This window comes from Nocardia jiangsuensis, from assembly GCF_042650385.1.
Taxonomy (GTDB): Bacteria; Actinomycetota; Actinomycetes; order Mycobacteriales; family Mycobacteriaceae; genus Nocardia; species Nocardia jiangsuensis.
Map to the genome: position 1 here is coordinate 54,763 of NZ_JBHSAX010000009.1, position 23,432 is coordinate 78,194.

Annotated in this window: 23 protein-coding genes; 10 read left to right on the top strand and 13 right to left on the bottom strand. The window is 71.2% G+C overall.

What is annotated here, in order from left to right; genetic code table 11:
* Nucleotides 1–109 precede the first annotated feature (109 nt).
* The 3 genes from ACFO0B_RS09480 (at nt 110) to ACFO0B_RS09490 (ending at nt 4,057) form a co-directional block, all read left to right on the top strand.
* Nucleotides 110–841 (top strand): hypothetical protein, encoded by a 732-nt coding sequence (locus ACFO0B_RS09480; protein ID WP_378611977.1) that lies wholly within the window; start codon nt 110–112, stop codon nt 839–841.
* A 119-nt stretch (nt 842–960) separates the two neighbouring features.
* Nucleotides 961–2,916: an FAD-dependent oxidoreductase gene (locus ACFO0B_RS09485; RefSeq protein ID WP_378611978.1), complete on the top strand. Its 1,956-nt coding sequence runs from the start codon at nt 961–963 to the stop codon at nt 2,914–2,916.
* Nucleotides 2,917–3,130: 214 nt separating this feature from the next.
* A complete protein-coding gene (locus tag ACFO0B_RS09490; RefSeq protein WP_378611979.1) occupies nt 3,131–4,057 on the top strand; it encodes an LLM class flavin-dependent oxidoreductase in 927 nt (308 codons plus the stop codon).
* Nucleotide 4,058: 1 nt separating this feature from the next.
* Here the strand turns inward: ACFO0B_RS09490 and ACFO0B_RS09495 are convergent, their stop codons facing one another.
* Both ACFO0B_RS09495 and ACFO0B_RS09500 read right to left on the bottom strand, forming a co-directional pair.
* Entirely contained in the window at nt 4,059–4,454 is a 396-nt protein-coding gene (locus ACFO0B_RS09495) for a DUF427 domain-containing protein (protein ID WP_378611981.1), read from the bottom strand.
* A 13-nt stretch (nt 4,455–4,467) separates the two neighbouring features.
* Nucleotides 4,468–5,322 carry an acyl-CoA thioesterase gene (locus ACFO0B_RS09500; protein WP_378611982.1) on the bottom strand — a complete coding sequence of 285 codons (855 nt, stop codon included), beginning with the start codon at nt 5,320–5,322 and terminating at the stop codon, nt 4,468–4,470.
* A gap of 127 nt (nt 5,323–5,449) precedes the next feature.
* Between ACFO0B_RS09500 and mftA the strand changes: the two genes are divergently transcribed.
* The 3 genes from mftA to mftC are packed head-to-tail and all read left to right on the top strand — an operon-like array spanning nt 5,450 to nt 6,991.
* On the top strand, nt 5,450–5,539 hold the full coding sequence (gene mftA / locus ACFO0B_RS09505; RefSeq protein ID WP_233017410.1) for a mycofactocin precursor MftA: 90 nt from the start codon (nt 5,450–5,452) through the stop codon (nt 5,537–5,539).
* A complete protein-coding gene (gene mftB, locus ACFO0B_RS09510; RefSeq protein WP_378611983.1) occupies nt 5,517–5,813 on the top strand; it encodes a mycofactocin biosynthesis chaperone MftB in 297 nt (98 codons plus the stop codon). The genes mftA and mftB overlap by 23 nt, the downstream gene beginning before the upstream one ends.
* Nucleotides 5,810–6,991: a mycofactocin radical SAM maturase gene (mftC, locus tag ACFO0B_RS09515; RefSeq protein ID WP_378611984.1), complete on the top strand. Its 1,182-nt coding sequence runs from the start codon at nt 5,810–5,812 to the stop codon at nt 6,989–6,991. Before mftB ends, mftC begins: the two co-directional genes overlap by 4 nt.
* Before the next feature lie 124 nt (nt 6,992–7,115).
* Here the strand turns inward: mftC and ACFO0B_RS09520 are convergent, their stop codons facing one another.
* The 11 genes from ACFO0B_RS09520 to ACFO0B_RS09570 form a co-directional block, all read right to left on the bottom strand.
* Nucleotides 7,116–8,519 (bottom strand): MCE family protein, encoded by a 1,404-nt coding sequence (locus ACFO0B_RS09520; RefSeq protein ID WP_378611986.1) that lies wholly within the window; start codon nt 8,517–8,519, stop codon nt 7,116–7,118.
* On the bottom strand, nt 8,520–9,683 hold the full coding sequence (locus ACFO0B_RS09525; protein ID WP_378611987.1) for an MCE family protein: 1,164 nt from the start codon (nt 9,681–9,683) through the stop codon (nt 8,520–8,522).
* Nucleotides 9,684–9,689: 6 nt separating this feature from the next.
* Entirely contained in the window at nt 9,690–10,922 is a 1,233-nt protein-coding gene (locus tag ACFO0B_RS09530; RefSeq protein WP_378611988.1) for an MCE family protein, read from the bottom strand.
* On the bottom strand, nt 10,919–11,953 hold the full coding sequence (locus ACFO0B_RS09535; RefSeq protein WP_378611989.1) for an MCE family protein: 1,035 nt from the start codon (nt 11,951–11,953) through the stop codon (nt 10,919–10,921). Before ACFO0B_RS09535 ends, ACFO0B_RS09530 begins: the two co-directional genes overlap by 4 nt.
* Nucleotides 11,953–12,975 (bottom strand): MCE family protein, encoded by a 1,023-nt coding sequence (locus ACFO0B_RS09540; protein ID WP_378611990.1) that lies wholly within the window; start codon nt 12,973–12,975, stop codon nt 11,953–11,955. The genes ACFO0B_RS09535 and ACFO0B_RS09540 overlap by 1 nt, the downstream gene beginning before the upstream one ends.
* Entirely contained in the window at nt 12,972–14,156 is a 1,185-nt protein-coding gene (locus tag ACFO0B_RS09545) for an MCE family protein (RefSeq protein WP_378611991.1), read from the bottom strand. Before ACFO0B_RS09545 ends, ACFO0B_RS09540 begins: the two co-directional genes overlap by 4 nt.
* Nucleotides 14,157–14,164: 8 nt before the next feature.
* A complete protein-coding gene (locus ACFO0B_RS09550; RefSeq protein ID WP_378612273.1) occupies nt 14,165–15,004 on the bottom strand; it encodes an MlaE family ABC transporter permease in 840 nt (279 codons plus the stop codon).
* A 19-nt stretch (nt 15,005–15,023) separates the two neighbouring features.
* A complete protein-coding gene (locus ACFO0B_RS09555; protein WP_233021256.1) occupies nt 15,024–15,764 on the bottom strand; it encodes an MlaE family ABC transporter permease in 741 nt (246 codons plus the stop codon).
* Between the two features lie 112 nt (nt 15,765–15,876).
* Nucleotides 15,877–17,355, bottom strand: a complete 1,479-nt coding sequence (locus tag ACFO0B_RS09560; RefSeq protein WP_378611992.1) for an aldehyde dehydrogenase family protein — start codon at nt 17,353–17,355, stop codon at nt 15,877–15,879.
* A 173-nt stretch (nt 17,356–17,528) separates the two neighbouring features.
* Nucleotides 17,529–17,924: a hypothetical protein gene (locus ACFO0B_RS09565; protein WP_378611993.1), complete on the bottom strand. Its 396-nt coding sequence runs from the start codon at nt 17,922–17,924 to the stop codon at nt 17,529–17,531.
* A gap of 23 nt (nt 17,925–17,947) precedes the next feature.
* Nucleotides 17,948–18,634: a TetR/AcrR family transcriptional regulator gene (locus ACFO0B_RS09570; RefSeq protein WP_378611994.1), complete on the bottom strand. Its 687-nt coding sequence runs from the start codon at nt 18,632–18,634 to the stop codon at nt 17,948–17,950.
* A gap of 233 nt (nt 18,635–18,867) precedes the next feature.
* Between ACFO0B_RS09570 and ACFO0B_RS09575 the strand changes: the two genes are divergently transcribed.
* From ACFO0B_RS09575 to ACFO0B_RS09590, 4 genes are all read left to right on the top strand, one after another.
* Nucleotides 18,868–20,043, top strand: a complete 1,176-nt coding sequence (locus ACFO0B_RS09575; RefSeq protein ID WP_378611995.1) for an amidohydrolase family protein — start codon at nt 18,868–18,870, stop codon at nt 20,041–20,043.
* The gene (locus ACFO0B_RS09580) at nt 20,040–21,278 is read left to right on the top strand and encodes a M24 family metallopeptidase (RefSeq protein WP_378611996.1); all 1,239 of its coding nucleotides are present in this window, start codon (nt 20,040–20,042) and stop codon (nt 21,276–21,278) included. Before ACFO0B_RS09575 ends, ACFO0B_RS09580 begins: the two co-directional genes overlap by 4 nt.
* Nucleotides 21,268–22,392, top strand: a complete 1,125-nt coding sequence (locus tag ACFO0B_RS09585) for a M24 family metallopeptidase (RefSeq protein ID WP_378611997.1) — start codon at nt 21,268–21,270, stop codon at nt 22,390–22,392. The genes ACFO0B_RS09580 and ACFO0B_RS09585 overlap by 11 nt, the downstream gene beginning before the upstream one ends.
* Before the next feature lie 81 nt (nt 22,393–22,473).
* On the top strand, nt 22,474–23,424 hold the full coding sequence (locus ACFO0B_RS09590) for an enoyl-CoA hydratase/isomerase family protein (RefSeq protein WP_378611998.1): 951 nt from the start codon (nt 22,474–22,476) through the stop codon (nt 23,422–23,424).
* Nucleotides 23,425–23,432 lie beyond the last annotated feature (8 nt).

Consider the following 23,432-nt stretch of genomic DNA (forward strand, 5'->3'; position numbering starts at 1 on the left):
CCATCCCGCAGGCCGAGGCTCTGGTCAACTGGTTGGACCAGTTAGCCGCCGAGACATTCGAACCGGACACTCGCCACCCGACGCTCGCAGTAATGCGAGGATGGTCCCCATGTCTGCCGCGGGCCGATGGCGTTACCCGACTGCACTGACGGCTGTCGGTGACGACCCCGGGCTGTCCGACGGAATCGCCTGGGTCGCCCGCAGATCCCGCCGTTTCGGCGGGACGCCGCTGGTCTACGCACCCGGTAGGTCGAATGTCGACGACAACCCGTGGCTGCGCGAGTTCGTCGACGAGGCCAGGGCACTGGTGGCGACCTGGCGCAGGCCGGCCACGACCTGGCGCGGCGGCCCGGTGCTCGCGGCCTGGCCCACCCCGGAGGAGCTCACCCGGATCGCCGACGACCGCCGCACCACCGCGCTCTGCGTGGTGCCGAACAGCCTGGACGAGGTCGCCGCCTGGGCGCAGGCCGCGCAGCCCCGGCTGCTCGGCCCCGCGGTGCCGCCGCCGGGTGCGGCCCGGCTGGACCCGGTGGTGGCCGAGGCGCTGACGACGCTCTCCGGGCTGGTCGACCCGGCCTCGAATCTCACTGCCGCACAGGACCGCAGGGACGCCGCCGCGGTGCTGAGCATCGCGCACGAGAACGGCCACTCCTTCACCGGCGACGACGTCTACGCCTGGACCCTGGCCAACGGCTGGCCCGCGCGCGCGGCGACCCGGCTGGCCGCGCTCGCCGCGCACGTCTCCACCGGCCAGCGCCCGCCGCTGCCGACCAGCACCTTCGCCACCGAGATCCTGGACGTCTGGCGCGACCGCGCGACCCAGGGCGACGCACCGAAGTAATCCACGATTCCGGACGAACATCCTGGTCGACGTCGCTTTACTCCCGGCTGCCGCGCAGGCTATGGTTCCGCGACAGCCCATTCATGTGAGTCACGATTCACATACCGCCGGGAGTTCGCATGGATCTCACCGCACGTCAGCGCGCAGCCCTCACGCTGATCTGCGACACGTTCGCACCGGGTGACGGCAACGCCCTGCCCTCCGCCGCCGAGCTCGGCGTTCCCGACGTCGTGCTGCGGCTGCTGGCCCGCAATCCGCGCGCCGCGGAGGGCAGGCAGCTCGCCACCCTGCTCGGTATCTGGGATTCCCCATTGCTCGCGCTGCTCACCGGCGGCGCCCCCGGCCGCTTCTCGGCCCGCACGCAGGCCGAGCGGGAGCGGCTGCTGCTCGGGCTCGGCAACTCGCGGCTCGCCCCCAAGCGCGCGATCTTCCAGGCACTCAAGCAGGCGGCGCTGCTCTCGTACTACACGACTCCCGGCCCGCACGGCGACAACCCGCTGTGGAAGGAGATGGGGTACCCGGCCGCGCCCGGCCCGCAGGCGACGGCGCCGGAGCCCGCACTGAGACCGCTGCGCCCGAACGGCGCTGAAACGCTCGACTGCGATGTCGTCGTGGTCGGCTCCGGCGCGGGCGGCGGCGCGGCTGCGGCCAGGCTCGCCGCCGCCGGGCTGGATGTCGTGGTGCTGGAGCGCGGCGAGTACTACGACGACGCCGACTTCGGCACCGGCGAACTCGACGCCCTCACCAGGCTCTACTCCCCCGGCCCGCAGGCCACCACCGAGGGGCAGCTGACCCTGGTGGCCGGGAGCTGCCTCGGCGGCGGCACCGTCGTCAACTGGAGCACCTCGCTGCGCACCCCCGACGCGGTGCGCGCGGAGTGGGCGGCGCTCGGCGCCGAGCAGTTCGCCGGCGCGGAGTACGGCGCCGCGATGGACGAGGTGGTCCGCCGCATCGGGGTGACCTCCGAGCGCTCCCCGCTCTCCGCCCGCGACGGCGTGCTCGAGCGCGGTGTCACCGCGCTCGGCTGGGAACTCGACACCCTGCCGCGCAACGTCACCGACGCCTGTGACGCGGGCACCGAGTGCGGCCGCTGCGGCTACGGCTGCCGCATCGGCGCCAAGCAGTCGGCCACCAAGACCTGGCTGCGCGATGCCGCCGAGCGCGGCGCCCGGCTGGTGGTCGGCGCCGATGTGCGCCGGGTCGAGGTCAGCGCGGGCCGGGCGACCGGTGTCAGCGCGCGCACCGCCGACGGCGCCGAGTTCACCGTGCGGGCCGGGGCGGTGGTGGTCGCCGCCGGCGCCATCCAGACCCCGGCGCTGCTGCGCCGCTCCGGATTGCGGAACAAGAACATCGGCGATCACCTGCGGCTGCACCCGGCCTCCGCGGTCTTCGGCACCTTCGACGACGAGATCCGGCCCTGGGAGGGCGGGCTGCAGACCCGGATCTCCCGGCAGCACGCGGATCTGGACGGCGACGGCTACGGCGTCATCTACGAGACCGGCCCGATGCACCCCGGCATGCTGGTCGGCTTCATGAACTGGCGCGGCGCCGACGCGCACCGCGCCGCCATGCTGAATCTCGCGAACACCGTCGCCATCGGCGTGATCACCAGGGACCGCGACCACGGCAAGGTGACCGTGGACAAGCAGGGCGAGGCGATCGTGCACTACACCCTCTCCGCGCGGGACCGCGCGCACCTGCACCGCGGGATCGTCGGCGCCGCCGAGATCCTGGAGGCGGCGGGGGCGCGGGCGATCGACTCCGGGCACCAGTCCGGCGCCTCCTACGAACCGGGGAAGCGCGGCGACCATGCGGCCTTCGCGGCCCGCTGCGCGAGCGCCGGGTACGGCCCGGGCCAGTGCGCCATGGCGGCGCTGCACATCATGGGCTCGGCCCGGATGGGCGGCAGCGCCGAGCACTCCGCGCTGAACCCGGACGGCGCCACCTGGGAGGTGCCGAATCTCGTCGTCGCGGACGCCTCCTGCTTCCCCACCGCCTCCGGGGTGAACCCGATGGTCTCGATCGAGGCGATCGGCTGGATGAACGCGGGCAGGCTGGCCGCGACGCTCGGCTAGAGCGCCTGGATCCCCTTCGGCAGGGCGCGCAGGACACCGAGGCCGACCTGCCGACGACGAAGAGCCCGAGCCCGGCATCGCCGGAGAGGCCGCGGCGGAGCTGGGGTCGACGCATCGCCCAGTCAGAGTGACACCCGTCACCCAACAACTTGCTCTATGGAAATGCGGCTCTCGTTTTCCCTGCGGGACCGGGCGTTCGGGCTACCGTCTAGTGATGCGCTTCGGCATCTTCGTACCCCAGCTGGTCGCCGACGCCGTCGCGCTGCTCGGCCTGGCGCGCACCGCCGAGCGCACCGGTTTCGAGACGTTCTGGGTGTTCGACCACCTCTACGCGCCCGGTATGCCCGAGCAGCCCGCGCTGGAGGCGTGGACCACCGCGACCGCGCTGCTCTGCGGCACCGAGACGCTCCGGGTCGGCACCCTCGTCCTGTGCAACAGCTTCCGGCACCCGGCGCTGCTCGGCCGGATGGCCAGCACGCTCGACGTCATCTCCGGCGGCAGGCTGGAGTTCGGGCTCGGCAGCGGCTCGGTCGAGGAGGAGCACCGCCGCGCCGGGCTGCCGTGGGGCAGCGCCGCCGAGCGTTCCGCGCGGCTCGGCGAGACGCTGGAGATCGTCACCCGGATGTTCACCGGCGAGCCGACCACCTTCGCCGGCGCGCACTACCGGGTCACCGAGCTGCCGAACGTGCCCGGCCCGGTGCAGCGGCCGCGGCCGCCGATCCACCTGGGCGGGGCGGGCCCGAAGTACACACTGCCACTGGTCGCCCGGTACGCCGACGTCTGGAACATCCCCACCTACGGGCTGCGCGACCGGCCCGCGCTCACCGCCGCGCTGGAGCGCGAATGCGCTGCCGTGCAGCGGGATCCGGCCACCATCGCGCGCTCGCACCAGGCGGTGCTCGCGCTGGCCCCGGACGAGGCCGCGCTGCCCGCGGTGCGGGAGCGGGCCGAACGCCGGTACGGCGCCGCGGCCTACGGCCTGGACGACGGCTACGTCGGCACCCCGGCCATGGTGGCCGAGCAGCTCGCCGAGCGGGCCGCGAGCGGCATCGACGCGGTCGTCTTCCTGGTCTCGCCGCGGGAGGCCGAGGCGACGATGGAGCTCTTCGCCGCCGAGGTACTGCCGCGGCTCGATCGCTGAGTCAGTCCCTGCCGCTGACCGCCGGGGTCGCCACGCCGACCCGCAGCGTCACCCGGTCCTGATAGAAGGCGACGTGCCCGCGCAACTGCGCCACCTGCGGCGCCGGGTCCTCGTAGCTCCAGACCACCGCCTCGCCGCCGTCGCCGTCGAAGCGCCAGTAGGTGGCGGCGCCCTTGAAGGGGCAGGTGCTCGCGCGCGACTCGTCGGCGGCCAGCCGCACCCGGACGTCGGCGCGCGGCAGGTAGAAGACCAGCCCGTGGTCCTGCTCGTCCACCAGCAGCGCGCGGATGCTCTCCGCGATCAGCGACTCGCCGTGGTGCACGGTGATCAGGTTGCGCCGGAGGTGGATGTCGACCCGATAGTCGGGGCGGGTCAGGAAGCCGGGGTGATCGGTCATCGGTGTTCCCTTCTCACAGCCGGGCCTCCGCCGGGATGGCGGTGTCGTCCCCGCGCAGCGGGCGGATCATCGCCTCCTGGGTGAAGGAGGCGATCAGCCGCCCGTCCTCGGTGTGCACCAGCCCGCGCACGCAGGACATGCCCGCGCCGACCTGGATGCTCTCGTGCGAATACAGTAGCCACCCGTCCCAGGCGGCGGGCTCGTGGAAGCGCACCGCGACGGTCATCGGCGCGGTGGAGATCGTGTGGTGCGCCTGGGCGGTGCCGACGCCGGGGTGCGCGCGCAGCGTGGCGGAGACCGAGAGGTGTCCGGTGAAGTGCGCGAGCAGCGCCTTGGCCAGGTCGTCGCGGTCCGGGACGGGGTCGTAGCGCAGCCAGGCGTGCAGCTCCGGCGGACCGACCTCGTCCGGGTCGTTCACGTCGGCCACCCCGACGATCCGCAGGTCGCGGCCGGTCAGCGGCATGTCGGCCGAGATGGCTGCCGCCGGGCCGGGCACGTCGGGGCGCGGCACGTGATGCCGCACCACATCGTCGGTCGGGGTGTCGGCCAGTACCGAGACGGTGGCGCAGCGCCGCCCGCCCTGCTCGACCCCGACCACCGCGCTCGCCATCGAGCGGCCGCGGTGCGTCTGCTCGACCACGAACTCCACCGGCCGTTCTGGATCGACCGCGCGCGAGAAGGTGGCGTGCGCGGAGCGGATCACCTTGTCCTCGAACGTCTTCGCGGCCGCGACCAGTGACTGCGCGAGCAGCTGGGTGCCGTCGACCACGCGCCGCGAGCCGCCGTCGCTGGTCCCGGCGAAGCGGCCGGGGCCGGCGGGCTCGACGTCGAAGATGGCCAGCATGCGCCGCACCGACGACTCCGTCATCGCGCACCTCCCTTGGTCGAGAACAGTGTAATGCAAGTCCGGAAATTACATTCTCGTGCCATTCCTTCCTTTTCGACACGAACTGACATTATGCTCGGTGCCACAGCCATACAGGAAGGTGACGCAGATGACCGAGGACACGAAGACCGAATCCCTCGTCGAGGAGGACGTGCTGGTCGAGGAGGTCTCGATCGATGGCATGTGCGGTGTCTACTGACCGTCCGCCGTTCGATCCGGCCCGGGCCTACGCACTGGCACCCTCGGTGTCGGTGCGGCCCGAGCCGTTCGGGGCACTGCTCTACGACTACGGCACCCGCCGGCTCTCGTTCCTGAAGACGCCGCTGCTGGTGGCGGTGGTGCGCGCGCTCGCCGAGCAGCCCGACGCGAACAGCGCGCTCACCGCGGCGGGCGTGCCCGCCCCCTCGCACGACCACTACTTGCGAGCGCTCGCGGGCCTCGCCGACGCCGGGACCATCCAGGAGCGACCATGAAACTCGTCGAGCACTTCGAACACGGCCTGGACGCCCCCATCTGCCTCACCTGGGAGCTCACCTACGCCTGCAACCTGGCCTGCGAGCACTGCCTCTCCTCCTCCGGCCGGCGCGATCCGCGCGAGCTGAGCACCGCCGAGTGCAAGGCCGTGATCGACGAGCTGCAGCGCATGCAGGTCTTCTACGTCAACATGGGCGGCGGCGAGCCCACCGTGCGGCCCGACTTCTGGGAGCTGCTCGACTACTCCGTCGACCACGGCGTCGGCGTGAAGTTCTCCACCAACGGGGTGCGGCTGAACGCGGCGCGGGCCAGGCAGCTCGCGGCGAGCGACTACGTCGACGTGCAGATCTCCATGGACGGCGCGACCGCCGAGGTCAACGACGCGGTGCGCGGGCCGGGCTCGTTCGACATGGCCTACCGGGCCATGGGGAACCTGGCCGACGCGGGGTTCGAGAACTTCAAGATCTCGGTCGTGATGACGCGGCACAATGTCGGGCAACTCGACGACTTCAAGGCGATCGCCGACCGGTTCGGCGCGCAGCTGCGGATCACCCGGCTCCGGCCCTCCGGGCGCGGCGCCGACGTCTGGCCCGAGCTGCACCCGACCACCGATCAGCAGCTGGCCATCTACGACTGGCTGATCGCCAATGGTGAGCAGGTGCTCACCGGCGACTCGTTCTTCCACCTGAACGCGCTCGGTTCCACCCCGCTGCCCGGGCTCAACCTGTGCGGCGCCGGTCGGGTGGTGTGCCTGATCGACCCGGTCGGCGACGTGTACGCCTGCCCGTTCGCCATCCACGACGAGTTCCTGGCCGGGAACGTGCGCGACCCGGGCGGGTTCGAATCCGTCTGGCGCCGTTCCGAGCTCTTCACCCGGCTGCGCGAGCCGCAGACCGGAGGGGCGTGTGTCTCCTGCTCGGCCTACGACTCCTGCAAGGGCGGGTGCATGGCGGCCAAGTTCTTCACCGGGCTGCCGCTGGACGGGCCGGATCCGGAGTGCGTGCGCGGGAACGCGGAGCTCGAGATGGCGGGGGCCCTGCCCAAGCCGGACAAGGATCACTCGCGGCGTGGGCGCAAGGCGTCGGTCGGGCTCGGTTTGCCGACCGTGCAGCGGCGGGCCGCGACCGTCGCAGGCAAGGCGTGCGATACCAGTCCGCTGGCGGATCTCGGCCTCTGACCGACTGAATACGCGCAGGGCGCCCCGCATGACATGCGGGGCGCCCTGCGCGTGTTGGGGGGTGGGCACGACCACCGGCCGCGGCGCTCGCCGGGTGACCAGGTCGGGCCGGGCCGAGCCGTGCTCAGCGCGGGAGCATGTCCGTCCAGACCGCGGCCTTGTCGGCGAGATCCGTCTGCTGGTAGAGCTTTCCGTCCGGGCCGAGGTAGTTGCCGGTGTGCGGGTCGTACTGCGCCGTCCCGAACGAGGCGGGCGCGGTCCCGTAGCGCGAGTCCGGCGGGATCCCCTGCCCCTCGAGGCTGGGATCGCGGGGGTAGGGGCCGAGCAGCGGCTGCTCGTTGGCGAGCGGGACGAACCCTTCCTCGCTGTGGCAGAGCGCGGCGGTCGGGGCGCGCTTGGCCGGATTCTCCGCGCACGGGATGTTGCGCACGCCGCGCACCGCGATATCGGAGTTCTGCGGCAGCTTGCAGTACAGGTCGTCGGGGGTGTCGATGACGGTGGTGTCCTCCGGCGAGCGCCACTCCGACGGCGGCAGGAAGCCGACGGTGCAGGCGGGCGGGTCGGAGACGCCGCTGATCCGGAAGTCGCCGAGCCCGAGCCCGGAGGCGTTCCGGTTCGGCTGCACCGCCTGGATCATGGAGATGGAGGGCGGCAGCAGCACCAGCAGCTGCTCCAGCCCGGCGTTGTAGGTGACCGCGAGCTGGCCGACGCTGGTCAGGTTGCCGAGCAGGATCGGCAGCGTGGGCCGCACCTGACCGAGCAACTGCTCCAGCTCGGCGCTGAAGCCGGGCCCGGAGTGCAGGAGTTCGCGCAGCTGGGGGTCGTTGGCGACCAACTGGGCGGTGACGCCGGAGAGGCTGCGGGTCCAGATCCGGATGGCGTCGGCGGAGCGCACCTGGGAGTCGAGCAGTGGCCGCGCGTCCTCGATCAGGGTGCGGGTCTGCGGCGCCACCCCGTTCAGCTCGGTGGCGATGGTCTGCCCCGAGGTGAGCAGCGTCTCCAGGTCGTACTGGGCGCCGTGCAGCCCGGTGAAGAGCTCGCCGAGCAGGGTGTGCAGCTCGTCGGTGGGGATGGTGCCGACCAGGGCGCTCAGCGAGTCGAGCATCGGGCCTACCGGCTGCGGGATGGCGGTGTCGCGCCGAGCCACCACCGAACCGTCGCGCAGGAACGGCGCCGCGTCGGTGCGCGGACGCAGCTCCACGTACTGCTCGCCGACGGCGGAGACGCTGCGCACCTGCGCCTCCAGGTCGGCCGGGATATCGCGGCCGGAGTCGATCGCGAGGTGCGCGAGCACCCCGTCGTCGGTGAGCTCGACCGAGGTCACCTTGCCGATCTCGACGCCGCGGTAGGTGACGTTGCCGAACCGGTAGAGCCCGCCGGTGGCAGGCAGCTCGACCGTCACCCGCATGGTGCCGATGCCGGCGAGCGTCGGCAGCTTCATGTAGACCGTCGCCATCACGGTCAGCCCGATCACCGAGAGCACAGCGAAGGTGACCAGCTGGAACTTGACGAAGCGGGACAGCAACATTCAGCGGCCTCCGTTCGGGGCGATGCCGACCCGGAGCGGGTCGGAGGTCTGCTGCGCGTAGCCGGGATCGCCGACGGCGGCCTGCACCACGGCGGTCGGGTCGCCGTAGGGGGTGCCGAGCAGCAGCTCCCGCCGCAGCCGGGGAATGGTGAGGTCGACGGTGGCGAACAGGTTGAGGTAGTCGCCGCGCGCCGCGCCGTCGATCGTCTTCTGCCCGTAGGGGTAGACGGTCGCATAGGCGAGCGCGGCGTCGATCTGCGGGCCGACGTCGGCCAGTGCGGCGAGCGTCGGCTCCAGGTTGCGCAGGTTGCTGACCAGGTCGGCCTGCACGTCGCGGACCACCGCGGTGCTGGTGTCGCTGAAGGCGCGCAGCCGGTTCAGCGCGTCGGTGATGGCGGGGCGCTCGGCGAGCAGCACGTCGAGGGCGGGGGGCAGCTCGTTCAGTGCCCGGCTGACGGTGTCGCGCTGCTCGGCGAAGCGGCCGCCGAGCCGGTTCAGCGCGTCGATCGAGGCGAGGATGTCGGCGCGCTGGCCGTCCAGGGTCCCCATGACGGTGTCCAGCCGGTCCAGCAGCGCCCCGACCTGCTCCTGCCTGCCGTCGAAGGCGTCGTTCAGGCTGTGGATGATGTCGCCGAGCTGGCCGAGGCCGCCGCCGTTCACCACCACCGAGAGCGACGCGAGGGTCTGCTCGGTGGAGGGGTAGGTGGACGAGGCGTTCAGCGGGATGCGGACGCCGGAGGAGAGGGCCCCGGCGGGGGCCTCACCGGCGGGCGTGTTCAGCGCGAGGTGGCTGGAGCCGAGCAGGCTGGTCTGGCCGACGGTGGCGACGACGTTCGCCGGGACGGCGGCGTCCGGGCGGATCGAGGCCTGGACGACGGCGTGCCAGCCGTCCAGCCGGATGCCGCTGACGCTGCCGACCACGACGTCGTCCACCATGACCGGCGAATTCTGCACCAGGGTACCGATATTCGCCATCTCCACGTCGATGGTGACGGCATCGCTCCCCTGCCCCGGCGCGCCGGGCAGGGGCAGCGTCTCCACGCCGTTCCAGGCGCAGCTCGTCGCCACCGCTGCGGTGCAGAGCGCGATCCCGATCGCGCGCAGCGCGTGCCGCGTTTCTTTCCGGGGTCGGCCGATCGGCGCACGGTTGCCGGAGGTGAACACGGCTCACTACCTTCCGGGGAAGAGGATGGCCCCGAGATCGGGCAGGGGCGGCGGGGGCGGGGACGTGGTATCCACCACCTGGGGAATCAGATCCTGCTCGGTGTAGATCAGGCTCTCCGGGCGCGCGGTGGGGCCGAGCGCCGGGTTCACCGGGACCGGGAGGTAATTGAAGTTGAGCAGCCCGAGGACGGGGCCGAGGTACTCGCGGCACTTCCGCGCCCCCTCCTCGGAGGTGCCGTTCTCCAGGCTGGCGATGGCCGAGCAGACGAACTGGATCGGGTCGCTGAAGTTGTTCAGCACGAAGACGCCCGCCTCGGTGGCGGTGTCCGGGTTGTAGATGTTGTAGAAGTTGGCGATGCTCGTCGGGAAGACGTGCAGCAGCTGCTCCAGGTCGTCCCGGTTGTCCACCAGGTTCTGCGTCACGTCGGTGAGCCGCTGCACCTGCTCGGTGGCCCGGTCCCGATTCGCGGTGACGAACCGCTGCACCTCCCCCACCGCGACCGAGAGGCTCGCCAGCGCCGCGTCCAGGTCGGAGCGGCTGTCGTCGAGCACGCTGGAGAGGGTGGCCAGCCGGTCCTGGAACTCCACGATCTGCACATCGCTGTCGCGCAGCGCCGTCACGAAGGTCTGCAGGTTGCGCAGCGTGCTCGCGATGTCGCCGCTGCCGTCGGCCAGCACCCGGCCCACCGCCGAGAGCTCGAGCAGCGTGCTGCGCAGCTTCGCGCCGTTGCCGTCCATGGCCCGCGCCGCGCTGTCGATGAAGCGGCCGGTGGAGCTGGAGGCCAGGTCGGCGCCGGGCCCGAGCTCGGTGGCGAGCCGGGTGAGCTGGGTTTTCACCTCGTCCCACTCCACCGGGACGGCGGTGCGCTCCAGCGGGATCACCGCGCCGTCGGCCAGCGTCGGGCCGTCCCCCCGATACGAGGGGGTGAGCTGCACGTAGCGGGCGTCGACCAGGCTCTGCGCCACCACGACGGCCCTGGCGTTCGCCGGGATGTCGACGCCGCGCTCCACCTCCAGCTCCATCTCGGTGCTGGTGCCGGTGGGCCGGATATCGGCGATCCGCCCGACCTTCACCCCGGCCACCCGCACGTCGTCACCCCGGTAGATGGCGGTGGCGGTGCTGAACACCGCCGTGATGGTGCGCGGCCCGAAGACCGCGCGGTAACCGTAGGTCCCCGCGACGGCGAGCGCCGCGACGACCAGCACGGCGCCGGCGGCGAGCAGAATTCTTCGGGTCATCGGGGCGGCTCCGGGGTTGGTGCGGGCTGCGGCTGGATGCCGAACGCCTGATCGATGAAGGGCTGGATCACCTGCGCCGGGATCAGGTTCGCGACGTAGGCGTTGTAGAACGGCCCGCCGGAGACGGCCTCGCCCTGGGTCATGGCGACCTTGGCCAGGCCGGGGAGCGCCTCGGCGATGTTGTCCCGGTTCTGCTGCAGCATGGCGGCGATCGAGTTCAGCCGGTCGAGGGTGGGGGCCAGCTCGGCCTCGTTGTTCGCCACCAGCAGGCTGAGCTGCTCGGCGACGGCGGTGGTGTTGGCCAGCAGCTCCACGATCGCCTGCCTGCGCGCGGCGAGCACGCCGAGCAGGTCGTTGGCGTTCAGGATCAGGCTGTTCACCTGGGCGCCGCGCTCGGCCAGGATGCCGGTGACGTCGGCGGTGGCGGCGAGCAGGTCGCGCAGCGCGGTGTTGCGGCCGTTCAGCGAGCGGGAGAGCTCGGTGAGGCCGTCGAAGGCCGGGCCGATCTGCGGCGCGATCCGGTCCATGGTGACCGAGAGCATGTCCAGCGACCGGTTCAGCGACTCCGTGTCGGTCTCGGTGACATTGGTGGTCAGCTCGCCGACCGCGTCGGTGAGCGAGTACGGCGAGCCGGTGCGCTCGGCCGGGATGGTGTCGAAGGGGCGCAGCGGGCGCGAGCCCGCCGAGTACTCGGAGACCAGGGTGAGCACCCGCTGGCCGAGCAGCGAGCCGGTCTTGATCCTCGCGGTGCTGGCGTCGCCGAGCACGACGGTCTCGTCGATGGCGAAGGTGACGCGCGCGTCGCCGTCCACCAGCTCGACCCGCGACACCCGGCCCACCTTCGTCCCGGAGACCACCACGTCGTCGCCGACCGAGAGCCCGCCCGCCTCGGTGAAGACCGCGTGGTAGCGCACGGTGCTGACCCAGGTGATGAACTGCTGCGCCTGCAGCCCGAGCAGGATGACACACAGCATCAGGACGACACCGACGGTGCCGTGCCTGGCGAAGTGGTTTCCGCGGTACTCCAGCATTACCTGCTGCACCTTCCGGTCGTCTGCTCGATCGCGGGCAGCACCACCACATTTCCGGCCGGGTCGTTGACCCGCACGATGATCGAGCAGATGTAGTACTGGATGAAGTTGCCGTAGGTGCCCGCCCGCACCAGCTTGCGGAAGTTCCCCGGCGCCCGGCCGAGCGCGTCGCTGAGCGTCTGCTTGTCGTCGTCGATCAGCGGGGCGAGCCGGTTGAGCTGGTCGACGGTGCCCGCCAGCGGGGGGTTGGCCTGGGTGAGCAGGCCGGCGATGGTCGCGGTGCCGGTGTCGAGCGCGGTGATGGCGTCGCCGATCGGGTCCCGCTCCGCGGCCAGCTCGGCGACCAGCCGGTCCAGCCGGTCGATGGTGGCGGAGAACCGGTCACCGTCCCTGGCGAGAGTCTGCATGACGGTGTTCAGGTGGTCGATGAGCTGCTGGATCACCTGGCCGTCGGCGGCGAGCGTGCCGGTGAAGGAGGCGGTGCGCGCCATCAGCGATTCGACGGTGCCCTCCCTGCCCTGCACGATCTCCAGCAGCGACCAGGTGAGCGCGTTCACCTGGCGCGAATCCAGCCCCTGGATCACCGGTTTCAACCCGCCGAGCAGCAGATCCAGATCCAGCGCCGGTGAGGTGCGCTGCTGCGGGATCTCCGCGCCCTCGCCGAGCACACCCGGCGCGCCCGGCGCGTCGGTGAGCTCCAGGTACCGGTCGCCGACCAGGTTCAGGTAGCGCACCGCCAGCGCGGTGCCCTCGGTCAGCGCCACCGTGCGCTCGGCGTCGAAGTCGACCCGCACCGAGTGGTCGGCGCGCAGCGTCACCTCCCGCACGCTGCCGACCTCGACGCCGGCGACGCGCACGGTGTCGCCGGGGCGCAGCCCGGAGGAGTCGGCGAAGATCGCCGCGTACTCCGCCCGCGAGCCGGAGCGGTAGTCGCCGAACACCACGAGGAGCAGCCCGGAGAGCACCAGCATGACCACCGCGAAGGCGCCGAACTTGAGCAGCGGGCCGTTGCGCCGTTTCATCGCGGCGCCCCCGTCAGCAGCGGGCCGAAGAGCAGCTGCTGAATACTGGCCGAGTTCAGTTCCACGGTCTGCCTGCCACTTTCGAAGGGGTTGGCGCCGGTGTCGGCGACCACGTAGGGCGGCCTGCCCTCGTACGGCACCGGCAGCACCGAGCACTGCGGCCCGCCGGAGGCCGCGACCTTCGGCAGGTGCTGCGGGTACATGTAGGGCTCGATGCCGAGCATGAAGTTGGCCGAGAGCCCGAGGCCGGGCACATCCACCGGCGGGGAGCGGGAGAGATCGCCGAACCCCTCCAGCGAGCAGGTGAGCGCCGCCCGGTAGTCCCTGGTCAGGGTGGTGGTCGGGACCAGGGCGGCGAGCGTGCTGTCGAGCACGGCGTGATTCTCGGCGAGCACCGCCGTCCCGGTGTCGGAGAGCCCGATCAGCCCGACCAGGAAGGCGTCCAGGTTCTGCTGCTCGTCCACCAGGGTGCGGCTGATGGTGCTCGCGTTGGCGGCGGTGTCGAGCAGCGGCTGCGCGGCGTCGGCGTAGGTGTTCAGCACGACGGGAGCGGCGGCGAGGTCGGCGGAGAGCGCGGGCAGCGCCGGATCCAGCTGCGCCAGGAACGATTCCAGGTCGGTGAGCATCTGCCCGACCCGGTCGCCGCGGCCGCTGGTCGCGGTCGCGATGGCGCCGAGCGTCTCGTTCAGCTTCTCCGGCTCGATCCTGCCGAGCACCGTGGTGAGCTGCTGGAAGACGGTGTTGATCTCCACCGTGACGTGCTGCGCGTCCAGCACCTGTCCGGCGGTCAGGTGCTCGCCGCCGGGCCGGGCGGGCGGGACCAGCTGGACGAACTTGGCGCCGAAGACGGTGGTGGAGGCGATGTCGACGGTCACGTCGGCCGGGATGTGGCTCAGCTCCCCGGCGCGGATGGCGAGCCGCAGCTCGGCCAGCCCGTCGGCCCTGGTCTCGATGGATTCCACCGTGCCGACGGTGACCCCGCGCAGCTTGACGTCGGCATCCGGGTTCATCACCAGACCCGCGCGCGGCGAGAGCACCGTCACCGGGACGGTCTCGGTGAAGCCACCGTCGAACATGCGCAGCGCGACGGCGACGATCGCCACGCCGAGGCCGATCGAGATCAGCCCGGCCAGCGCGCGTTTCGCGTCCGGCGACGGCCGCAGGCGGGAGAGCAGGGGCATCGGGTTCCTCATCCGGAGAGGTCGAAGTTGCCGTTGGAGCCGTAGACCGCCAGCGAGACCAGCAGGGTCACCGAGACGACCGCGATCAGCGAGGTGCGCACGGCATTGCCGACCGCGATCCCGACCCCGGACGGGCCGCCGGAGGCGAAGAAGCCGAAGTAGGTGTGGATCAGCAGGATCACCAGTGCCATGAGCATCGCCTGCAGGAACGACCAGAGCAGGTCGATCGGGTTCAGGAAGGTGCCGAAGTAGTGGTCGTAGAGCCCTGCCGACTGGCCGAGCAGGAACACCGTCATCACCCGGCTGGCGATGAACGAGGCGATCACCGCCAGCGCGTACAGCGGGGTGATCGCGATCATCCCGGCCACCAGCCTGGTGCCGACCAGGTAGGCCACCGGCTCCACCGCCAGCGACTCGAGGGCGTCGATCTCCTCGTTGATCCGCATGGCGCCGAGTTGCGCGGTGGCGCCCGCGCCGAAGGTCGCGGCCAGCCCGATGCCCGCCACCACCGGCGCCGAGATGCGCACGTTGATGAAGGCGGAGAGGAAGCCGGTGAGCGCTTCGATGCCGATGTTGCCGAGCGAGCTGTAGCCCTGCACGGCCAGCGTGCCGCCGGTGGCGAGGGTGAGGAACCCGACGATCACCACGGTGCCGCCGAAGACCGCGAGCGCGCCCGAGCCCATGCTGATCTCGGCGATCAGCCTGATCGTCTCACGGCGGTAGTGCCAGGCGGCGTAGGGCGCGGAGGTCAGCGCGCGCAGGTAGAAGAGCGCGTGGTCGCCGATCCGGCCGAGGGTCAGGTAGGGCCGCCGGATGCGGCGGAGGTACTTGGGGTAGCGCGCGGCGATCGTCACGACCGGCCTCCTCTCAGCGGACCGTCAGCTGGATGCCGATCGCGGTGGCAACGACATTGATCACGAACAGCGCCATGAAGGCGTAGACCACCGTCTCGTTCACCGCGTTGCCGACGGCCTTCGCGCCGCCGGTCACGACCAGCCCGCGGTAGCAGGCGACCAGCCCGGCCACCAGACCGAAGAGCAGCGCCTTGATCGAGGAGATGATCACCTCGTCGATCCCGGTGAGCAGGGTGAGCCCGGCGGCGAAGGCGCCCGGGTTCACGTCCTGGACGTACACCGAGAAGACGTAGCCGCCCAGGATGCCGATGATGCAGACCAGGTTGTTGAGCAGGAAGGCGACCAGCCCGGAGGCGAGCATGCGCGGCGTCACCAGCCGCTGCACCGGGTCGATGCCGAGCACCTGCATGGCCGCGATCTCCTCGCGGATGGTGCGCGAGCCCAGGTCGGCGCACATGGCGGTGGCGCCGGCCCCGGCCACGATGAGCACGGTGACCATCGGCCCCACCTGGGTGACCGCGCCGAAGGCGGCGCCCGCGCCGCTCAGGTCGGCGGCGCCGAGCTCGCGCAGCAGGATGTTGATGGTGAAGCTGACCAGCACGGTGAACGGGATCGCCACCAGCAGCGTCGGCACCAGCGAGACGCGCACGATGAACCAGGACTGCTCCAGGAACTCGCGGGTCTGGAACGGGCGCTTGAACAGGAACCGGACCGCGTCGGCGGACATCGCGAAAAGCCCGCCGACGGCCTGCATGGGCCGTGACCCCGCCCGGACCACAGCGCGCAGCCGGCCCGGCGCCGCGGCCGTCACCGGCGAGCCGATCGCTGCCGCGCCCGGCCACCGGGCGCCGCGTGCCCCGCCGGGTTCACGGCACCACCGTGGCGAAGGTCTTGCTCTCCAGGAACTCCTCCAGCCCGGCGGTGCCCATCTCGCGCCCGATGCCGGACTGCTTGAACCCGCCGAACGGGGTGTCCGGCGCGAAGTACAGCCCGCCGTTCACGCTGAAGGCGCCTGCCCGGATCCGCCGCGCCACCGCGACCGCCCGCTCCTCGTCGGCGCTGTACACCGCGCCGGCCAGGCCGTAGATGGAGTTGTTGGCGATCCGCACCGCGTCGTCGTCGCCGTCGTGCGGCAGCACCACGAGGACCGGGCCGAAGACCTCCTCCTGGGCGATCTCGCTGTCCGGATCGACGTTCGTGAGCAGCGTCGGGGTGTAGAACCAGCCGGGGTCGACCTTCTCGCCGCCGGTGACCAGCGTGGCGCCGTCCGCGACGGCGCGCTGCACCATGGCGTGCACCTTGTCCCGCTGCCGCTCGCTGATCAGCGGGCCCAGGTAGGTGTGCGGGTGCGCCGGGTCGCCGGGTTTGATGTTCGCCAGGTTCTGGGCGACGGCCGCGACGATCTCGTCGTGCTCGGCCCGCGGCACCACCAGCCGGGTGGTGATGGCACAGCCCTGTCCGGCGTGCGAACAGATCATGAAGGCCGCCATCATCGCGGGCATCGCGAAGTCGGCGTCGTCCAGCAGCACCATGGCGGACTTGCCGCCGAGCTCGAGGAAGACCTTCTTCACCGTCTCGCTCGCGGCGGCCATGATCCGGCGGCCGGTGGCGGTGGAGCCGGTGAAGGTGACCATGTCGACGTCCGGGTGCGTCGTGAGCAGCGGCCCCACCTCGGGGTCGTCGCTGCTCAGCACGTTCACCACGCCGGCCGGGATATCGGTGTGGTTCGCGATCAGCTCGCCGAGCGCGAGGGTGATCAGCGGGGTGTCCGGAGCCGCCTTGAGTACGACGGTGCAGCCGGCCGCGAGCGCGGGGGCGAGCTTCGCCAGCGCCAGCTGATTCGGGTAGTTGTAGGCGATGATCGCGGCGACGACGCCCGCGGCCTCCTTCTCCACCCAGCGCCGGTGCTTGGCGCCGCGCGACTCCAGCTCGCCGAGCTCCTCGCGGAACGAGTAGCCGCGCAGCAGCTCGGCGTAGTGCTTCACGATCTCCAGCGGCGCGTCGACCTGGGCCCGCTCGGTGAGCAGCCGGGCGGCGCCGGCCTCCGCGATGGTGAGTTCGCGCAGCTCTTCGACGTTCTCGACGAGCGCGCGGTACAGCTGGTCGAGGCAGTCCGCGCGGAAGCCGGGGTCGGTGGCCCAGGTGGTCTCGTCGAAGGCGCGGCGCGCGGCGGCGATCGCCCGCTCGGCCTCGGCGACCCCGGCGTCCGGGGCATGCCCGAGCACCGCGCCGGTGGCGGGGTTGCTCGTGGGGTAGGTCCGCTCGGCGCCGACGAGCTCGCCGTCGATCAGCAGCCGCCGGTCGGTGTTCAGCGCCGGCGCGGCGGTGGTTGCTTCGACGGTCATGTCTCTCCCGACGCGGTGGAAAATGGCATTCTCACTTGTGAACAAGGTTACATACTCAAGGCAAGAATTCAATACTCAAAGTTTGCCGGAGATGCCAAAACAACACGGCGCGTGCGGGTTCGGAGACAGAACCGGCACGCGCCGCGGCGTCGGAAGGGAGGGGTCGGCCGGAGTCAGCCCACGGGGCTGAGGTCGGCGCCGACCGGAGGGAAGGCGGAGAGCCCGCTGCGGAAGACCTCGACGTCGCCGGGGACGACCGGGACCCCGGCGGCGGCCAGCGCCTGCGCCTTGAAGGCCTGCGCGGCCACGCTGAGCCGGTGCACCACCGGCTCGATGCGGTGCTCGGGCGGGGTCGGCCAGCTCTCCCCCCAGACCACCACCTCCATGCCGCCGTCGTCCAGCGCCTTCACCAGCCCGCGATGGGTCCTGGTATCGCTGGCCAGCACCTCGGAGGCGATGGCGAGCGCGTGCGGCTGCCTGCCCTTGCCCTCGTTGGCGAGCACCGCCTCCAGCTCGAGCACCTCGGCGCCGAGGATCCGCAGCGGCCGGGCGTCGCCGAGATCGGCCACCAGGACGGTGACGTCCCAGCCCGCTACGGCGCGGTCGAAGAGCCAGCCGCCGGCGTGCTGGACGACGTCGATGACGTCGGCCCCGACGATGTCGAGCCGGTAGCGGATGGTTCCCCACTTGAAGCGAAGTCGCGAGCCAGTGACCTGGTGTACTCGCTGAACACTTCGGTCAGCGGGATCGAACGATCGAGTAGCCATGAGATCTCCATTCCGTTGATGAAGGCGACGATTTCCATAGCCCGGAGTTCTGGATCGAGGTCGGGCCGATACCGTCCGATCTCCTGGTTGTGCCGGATGGTCTCGGCGACGATGTCGACCGCCACCTTCCAGCGATCGAGCAGCCGATCGTGCAGCGGAGCCTCGGGCAGCAGGTTCTCCACCAGCAGGACGACGAAGGTACCGACCAGCTCCGGTGAGCGGGCCATGCGATCCGGCACCCGGCGGATCTCGGCGATCAGGTCGTTGGTCAGGTCGGCGTCGCGCGCGTCGTCCGCGTCCCGGGCGTCGAGCACGGCGTGCAGCAACTGCTCCTTGGAGGTGAAGTGGTGCAGCAGCCCGGCCGGGGTGACCCCCGCTTCGCGGGCGATCTGGGCCAGGCTGGTGCTGCGCCACCCGTTGCGGGTGAGCAGCCGCTGGGCGACACCCAGAATCCGCTGCCTGCGGTCCTCACCTTTGGCGAGGAGGGTGGCGTAGGGGCGAGGAGTGGTCACGAAGAGTTCCTGTCCGACAAAACCTAGTGAACACACAGTAGGTTGGTTTGGGCGGTGTGACAAGGGTCTCAAGGGAAGTTGTTCGGAGGCACTTCCCTCGACAACGAGTGATAACGATATTCTCGCAGGTATGGGCCGTATTTGAACGCGATTTACGGCGATATTCGGGATTCGTTCTCTCCGATTGTGATAACGTCATTCCCACCACGATTCGAACCCATGGGAGGGTCACGATGTCGGTTCCCACCAGCAGCGTCTCGCTGTATCCGCCCGGCGGCTTCGGGCCACCGAAGGATCGCCGCGGGCACGCGGCGGGTGCGTTGGGCCTGCCGGTCGGCACCGAGGTGTTCTCGGCGGACAACCACATCTCGCTCGCGCACGACATCTTCTTCGAGCGCTTTCCGGAGGAGCTGAAGGACAAGGCGCCGCGGGTCTGGTACGAGGACGGCGCCTTCCAGCTCGGCCGCAAGGGGAAGTCCTTCCTGCCGGGCGATTTCAGCCACGTGCTGATGCAGTACGACCCCCTGGAGGGGTCGGGCAGCGGCAACCTGGAGGCCAGGATCTCGGACCTGCGCGCCGACGGCATCGCCAAGGAGCTCGCGTTCCCGAACGCGCTGCTCGCGCTGCTCTTCTACCCGGACCGGGCGATCCGCGAGCTCTGCTTCCGCACCTACAACGCCTACATCGCCGAGCTGCAGGAGCAGTCGAACGGCAGCTTCTACGGCGTCGGGCTGATCAACTGGTGGGACGGCGACGGTGCGCGGCGCACCCTGACCGAGCTGAAGTCGCTGGGGCTGCGCACCTTCCTGCTCCCGCTCTCCGCGGGCAAGGACGAGGAGGGCAAGGTCATCGACTACGCCTCCACCGCCATGCGGCCGGTCTGGGAGGCCATCGAGGAGTCCGGCGTGCCGGTCTCGCACCACATCGGCGAGTCGCCGCTCTCGGCGCCCTGCGAGGTGAACAGCGTCGCGGTCGGCATGATGCACAATGTCGCGCCCTTCCGGGAGCTGTTCTCCAAGTACATCTTCAGCGGCATCCTCGACCGGCACCCCGGGCTGAGCATCGGCTGGTTCGAGGGCGGCATCAACTGGGTGCCGTCGGCGATCCAGGACGCCGAGCACATGCTCGCCTCCTTCCAGCACATGCTGGACCGGCCGGTGGAGCACGACGTGCGCTACTACTGGGAGAACCACATGCGGGCCTCGTTCATGGTCGACCCGCTCGGGCTCTCCATGGTCGACCTGATCGGCCGCGACCGCGTCATGTGGTCGTCGGACTACCCGCACAACGAGAGCACCTTCGGCTACTCGGAGAAGTCCATCGCCACCGTGGTCGACGCGGTCGGCCCGGAGGACGCGGCGCGCATCGTGAGCGGCAACATCCTCGACTTCCTCGGGCTGGCCGGATGACCGCCTTCGCCACCCGGCGTGGCAGCGTGGCCTTCCCGATCCCGGACGTCCCCGACCGGGGCCGGATGCGGCGGGAGACCGGGGCCAGGCTACGCGCCAGCATGGCCGCCAAGGGCGTCGACGCGCTGGTGCTGCTGAACAACAGCAATGTCGTCTACGCCACCGGGGCCAACTGGCCGCTCGGCGACGCCGGGCTCTCGCATGTCGAGCGCCCGGTCGCGGTGGTGCTGCGCGACGACCCGTGGCCACACCTGTTCATGCCGTTCCGCGAGGGCGCCTCCGCCGAGTGCGACCTGCCCGCCGACCACCTGCACGGCCCGGTCTACCTCGAATTCGACGAGGGCGTGGAGAATTTCGCGCGGCTGCTGGCCGAGCTGATCCCGGCCGGGTCGAGCGTCGCGGTGGACGAGCACACCGGCGCCATGCTGCGCGCGGGCAAGCAGATCTTCCCCGGCGGCGCGCCATCGGACGCGGCGCTGGTGGTCGGCCCGGCCAAGGTGATCAAGACCCCGGACGAGATCTCCTGCATCCGCACCGCGTGCCGGATCACCGAGCGGGCCGTCACCGAGGTGCAGGCGGCGCTGGCGCCGGGCAGGCGGCAGATCGACCTCTCGGCCGGCTTCGTGCGCCGCGCCTTCGAGTACGGCGCGACCGCGAACATGCTCGACGCCATCTGGCAGGTCATGCCGGACACCAAGGCCGACGGCGTCTGGACCACGCACGGCGACCTGGCGCTTCCGCTGCTCACCACCGAGCGCGAGCTGGAAGCCGGCGACGTGCTCTGGACCGACGTCAGCATCACCTACGGCGGCTACTGCTCCGACTTCGGCCGCACCTGGCTGGTCGGCGGCCGGCCGAACGCCGCGCAGCAGCGGCAGTTCGACCAGTGGCGGACCATCCTGACCGCCGTGCTCGACGTCACGAAGGCCGGCGCCACCGCGGCCGACCTGGCCCGTGCGGCGATCGCCGCCAACGGCGGAGCCAAACCCTGGCTGCCGCACTTCTACCTGGGACACAGCATCGGGGTCAGCGCGGCCGAGATGCCCATGATCGGCACCGATCTCGGCGCGGAGTACGACGAGAACTTCGTCTTCGAGCCGGGGATGGTGCTGGTGCTGGAGCCGGTCGTCTGGGAGGACGGCACCGGCGGATACCGAAGCGAGGAGATCATCGTGATCACCGAGGAGGGGTGGACCCCTCTCACCGACTACCCGTACGCCCCCTATGGGAATTGAGATCCTGCCGGACGATCGCGCCCTGCGGCATGGGCGGCGCGATCGCGCACTGGCACAGATGCAAGCCCATGACCTGGACGTCCTCGTGCTCGGCAGGCAGGCCAATGCCCGCTACGTCTCCGGCGCCCCGCAGCTCTGGGTGGCCGGGACGAGGCCCTTCGGCCCCGTCGCGACCGTGATCAGGGAGACCGGGGAGGTGCACCTGCTGAGCACCTGGGACGAGGGCATCCCGGACGACATCCCGCACGACCACCTGTATGGGCTGGTCTGGAATCCGCTGAACACCATGGCGGTGCTCCGCGACATCGCGGGCGCGTCGACGGCGGCGCGGGTCGGCACCGACTGCCTCTCCCCCACCTTCGCGCAGCTGCTGCCGATGGCCTTCCCGAACGCCGAGTTCGTCGACGGCGAGCAGGCCATGCGGGCGGCTCGGCGGATCAAGACGGAACCGGAGGTCACCGTGCTGCGCGGCGCGCTGCGGGTGGCGCAGGCCGGGCTCGCGGCAGCCGCCGCCGAGCTGGCGCCGGGGCGGACCGAGCAGGCGCTGACCGGCGTGCTGCTGGAGGCGATGGCGGCCGGCGGGATCAGTACGCCCGCGCAGCAGGACTCGGTGTGGGTCACCTCGCGCGAGCATCCGTGGCGGCGCGCCGACGCGGACCGGACCGTGCGCCCCGGCGATCTCGTGGCGATCTCCGCCGGGGTGCTCGGTGACGGGTACATCGGTGAGGTCGGGCGGACCGTCGCGGTGCCCGGCGGGGACGACGCCGCGGTTGCCGCGCTGTTCCGGCGCAGCGAGGTGGTGCGCGAGCGGCTGCTCGCGGCGAGCCGGGCCGGGGAGCCGTCCAGCGGGCTGCTCGCGGCCTACGAGGCGGCCGGTGAGCCGCTGCCGCCGATGCCGGTGGCGCGCGGGCTCGGGATGGGGTTCGACCCGCCGGTGGTCTCGCCGCAGCTGCCCGCCACCGCGGCGGCCGAACGGCTGGAGCCGGGCATGGTGCTCGCGCTCACCGGGTACGTGTGGGAGTCGGGCGTCGGCGCGGTATTCACCCGCGACGCCGTGCTGATCACCGACGACGGAGCCGAACTGCTCACGGACGTGCCGCACGGCACGGCCTGAGCCCCTCTCTCCCGCCGGGCGGGCCGGCGCGCACCCGGCCCGCCCGCCGCACCCCACCCCTTCGGCGAAGGAGCCGTACCCATGCCCGACCAACCGTCCGCGGAAGAGATCATCCGCTACGAGAAGGATCCGAAGACCCGGATCGCCACCATCACCTTCGACCGCCCGGACGCGCTGAACGCGCCGACCGCGGCGGCCCGGCTCCGCTACGCCGACCTCATCCACCGGGCCAGCGTGGACGACGAGGTCAAGGTGCTGGTGGTCCGCGGCGAGGGCCGGGATCTCGGCACCGGCGCCGACCTGCCCGAGTTCATGGCGATGCAGGAGTCCGAGGACCAGGGCCCGCGGCTGGCCGAGTTCCGGATCGGCCCGGACGAGGTGCGCTACCCCCCGCGCGGCTCGTTCCGGCACGGCGCCTCGGTGAGCCAGTGGTACGCCAACGCCTCGGCCGGCTGCCGCAGCCTGCAGGAGTTCAAGAAGATCTCCATCCTGGAGGTCAAGGGCTACTGCTACGGCTGGCACTTCTACCAGGCCGCCGACGCCGACCTGGTGATCTCCTCGGACGACGCGCTGTTCGGCCACCCCTCCTTCCGCTACTACGGCTGGGGCCCGCGCATGTGGACCTGGGCGCAGACCATGGGGCTGCGCCGCTTCCAGGAGATGGTCTTCACCGGCCGCGCCTTCTCCGCCGCCGAGATGTACGAGTGCAACTTCCTGAACAAGGTGGTCCCGCGCGCCGAGCTGGAGGCCGAGACGGCCAAGTACGCGCTGGCCTGCTCGCGCAACCGCCCCACCGACACGGTGTTCATGCAGAAGGTCTTCTTCGAGATCATGAAGCAGCAGCAGGGCGAGTACATGGGCAGCCTGCTCAGCGGCTTCTTCGAGTCGATGGGCGGGCACATCGCCGCCGACGAGGACGACCTCATGCTGGACAACGCCTTCGAGGGCGGGCTGAACAACTCGGTCAAGGACAACGACGACCGGTTCCCGCCCGACTTCCGGCTCAGCAGGTCGGGCCGGAACAAGCCGTAGGGGTTGTC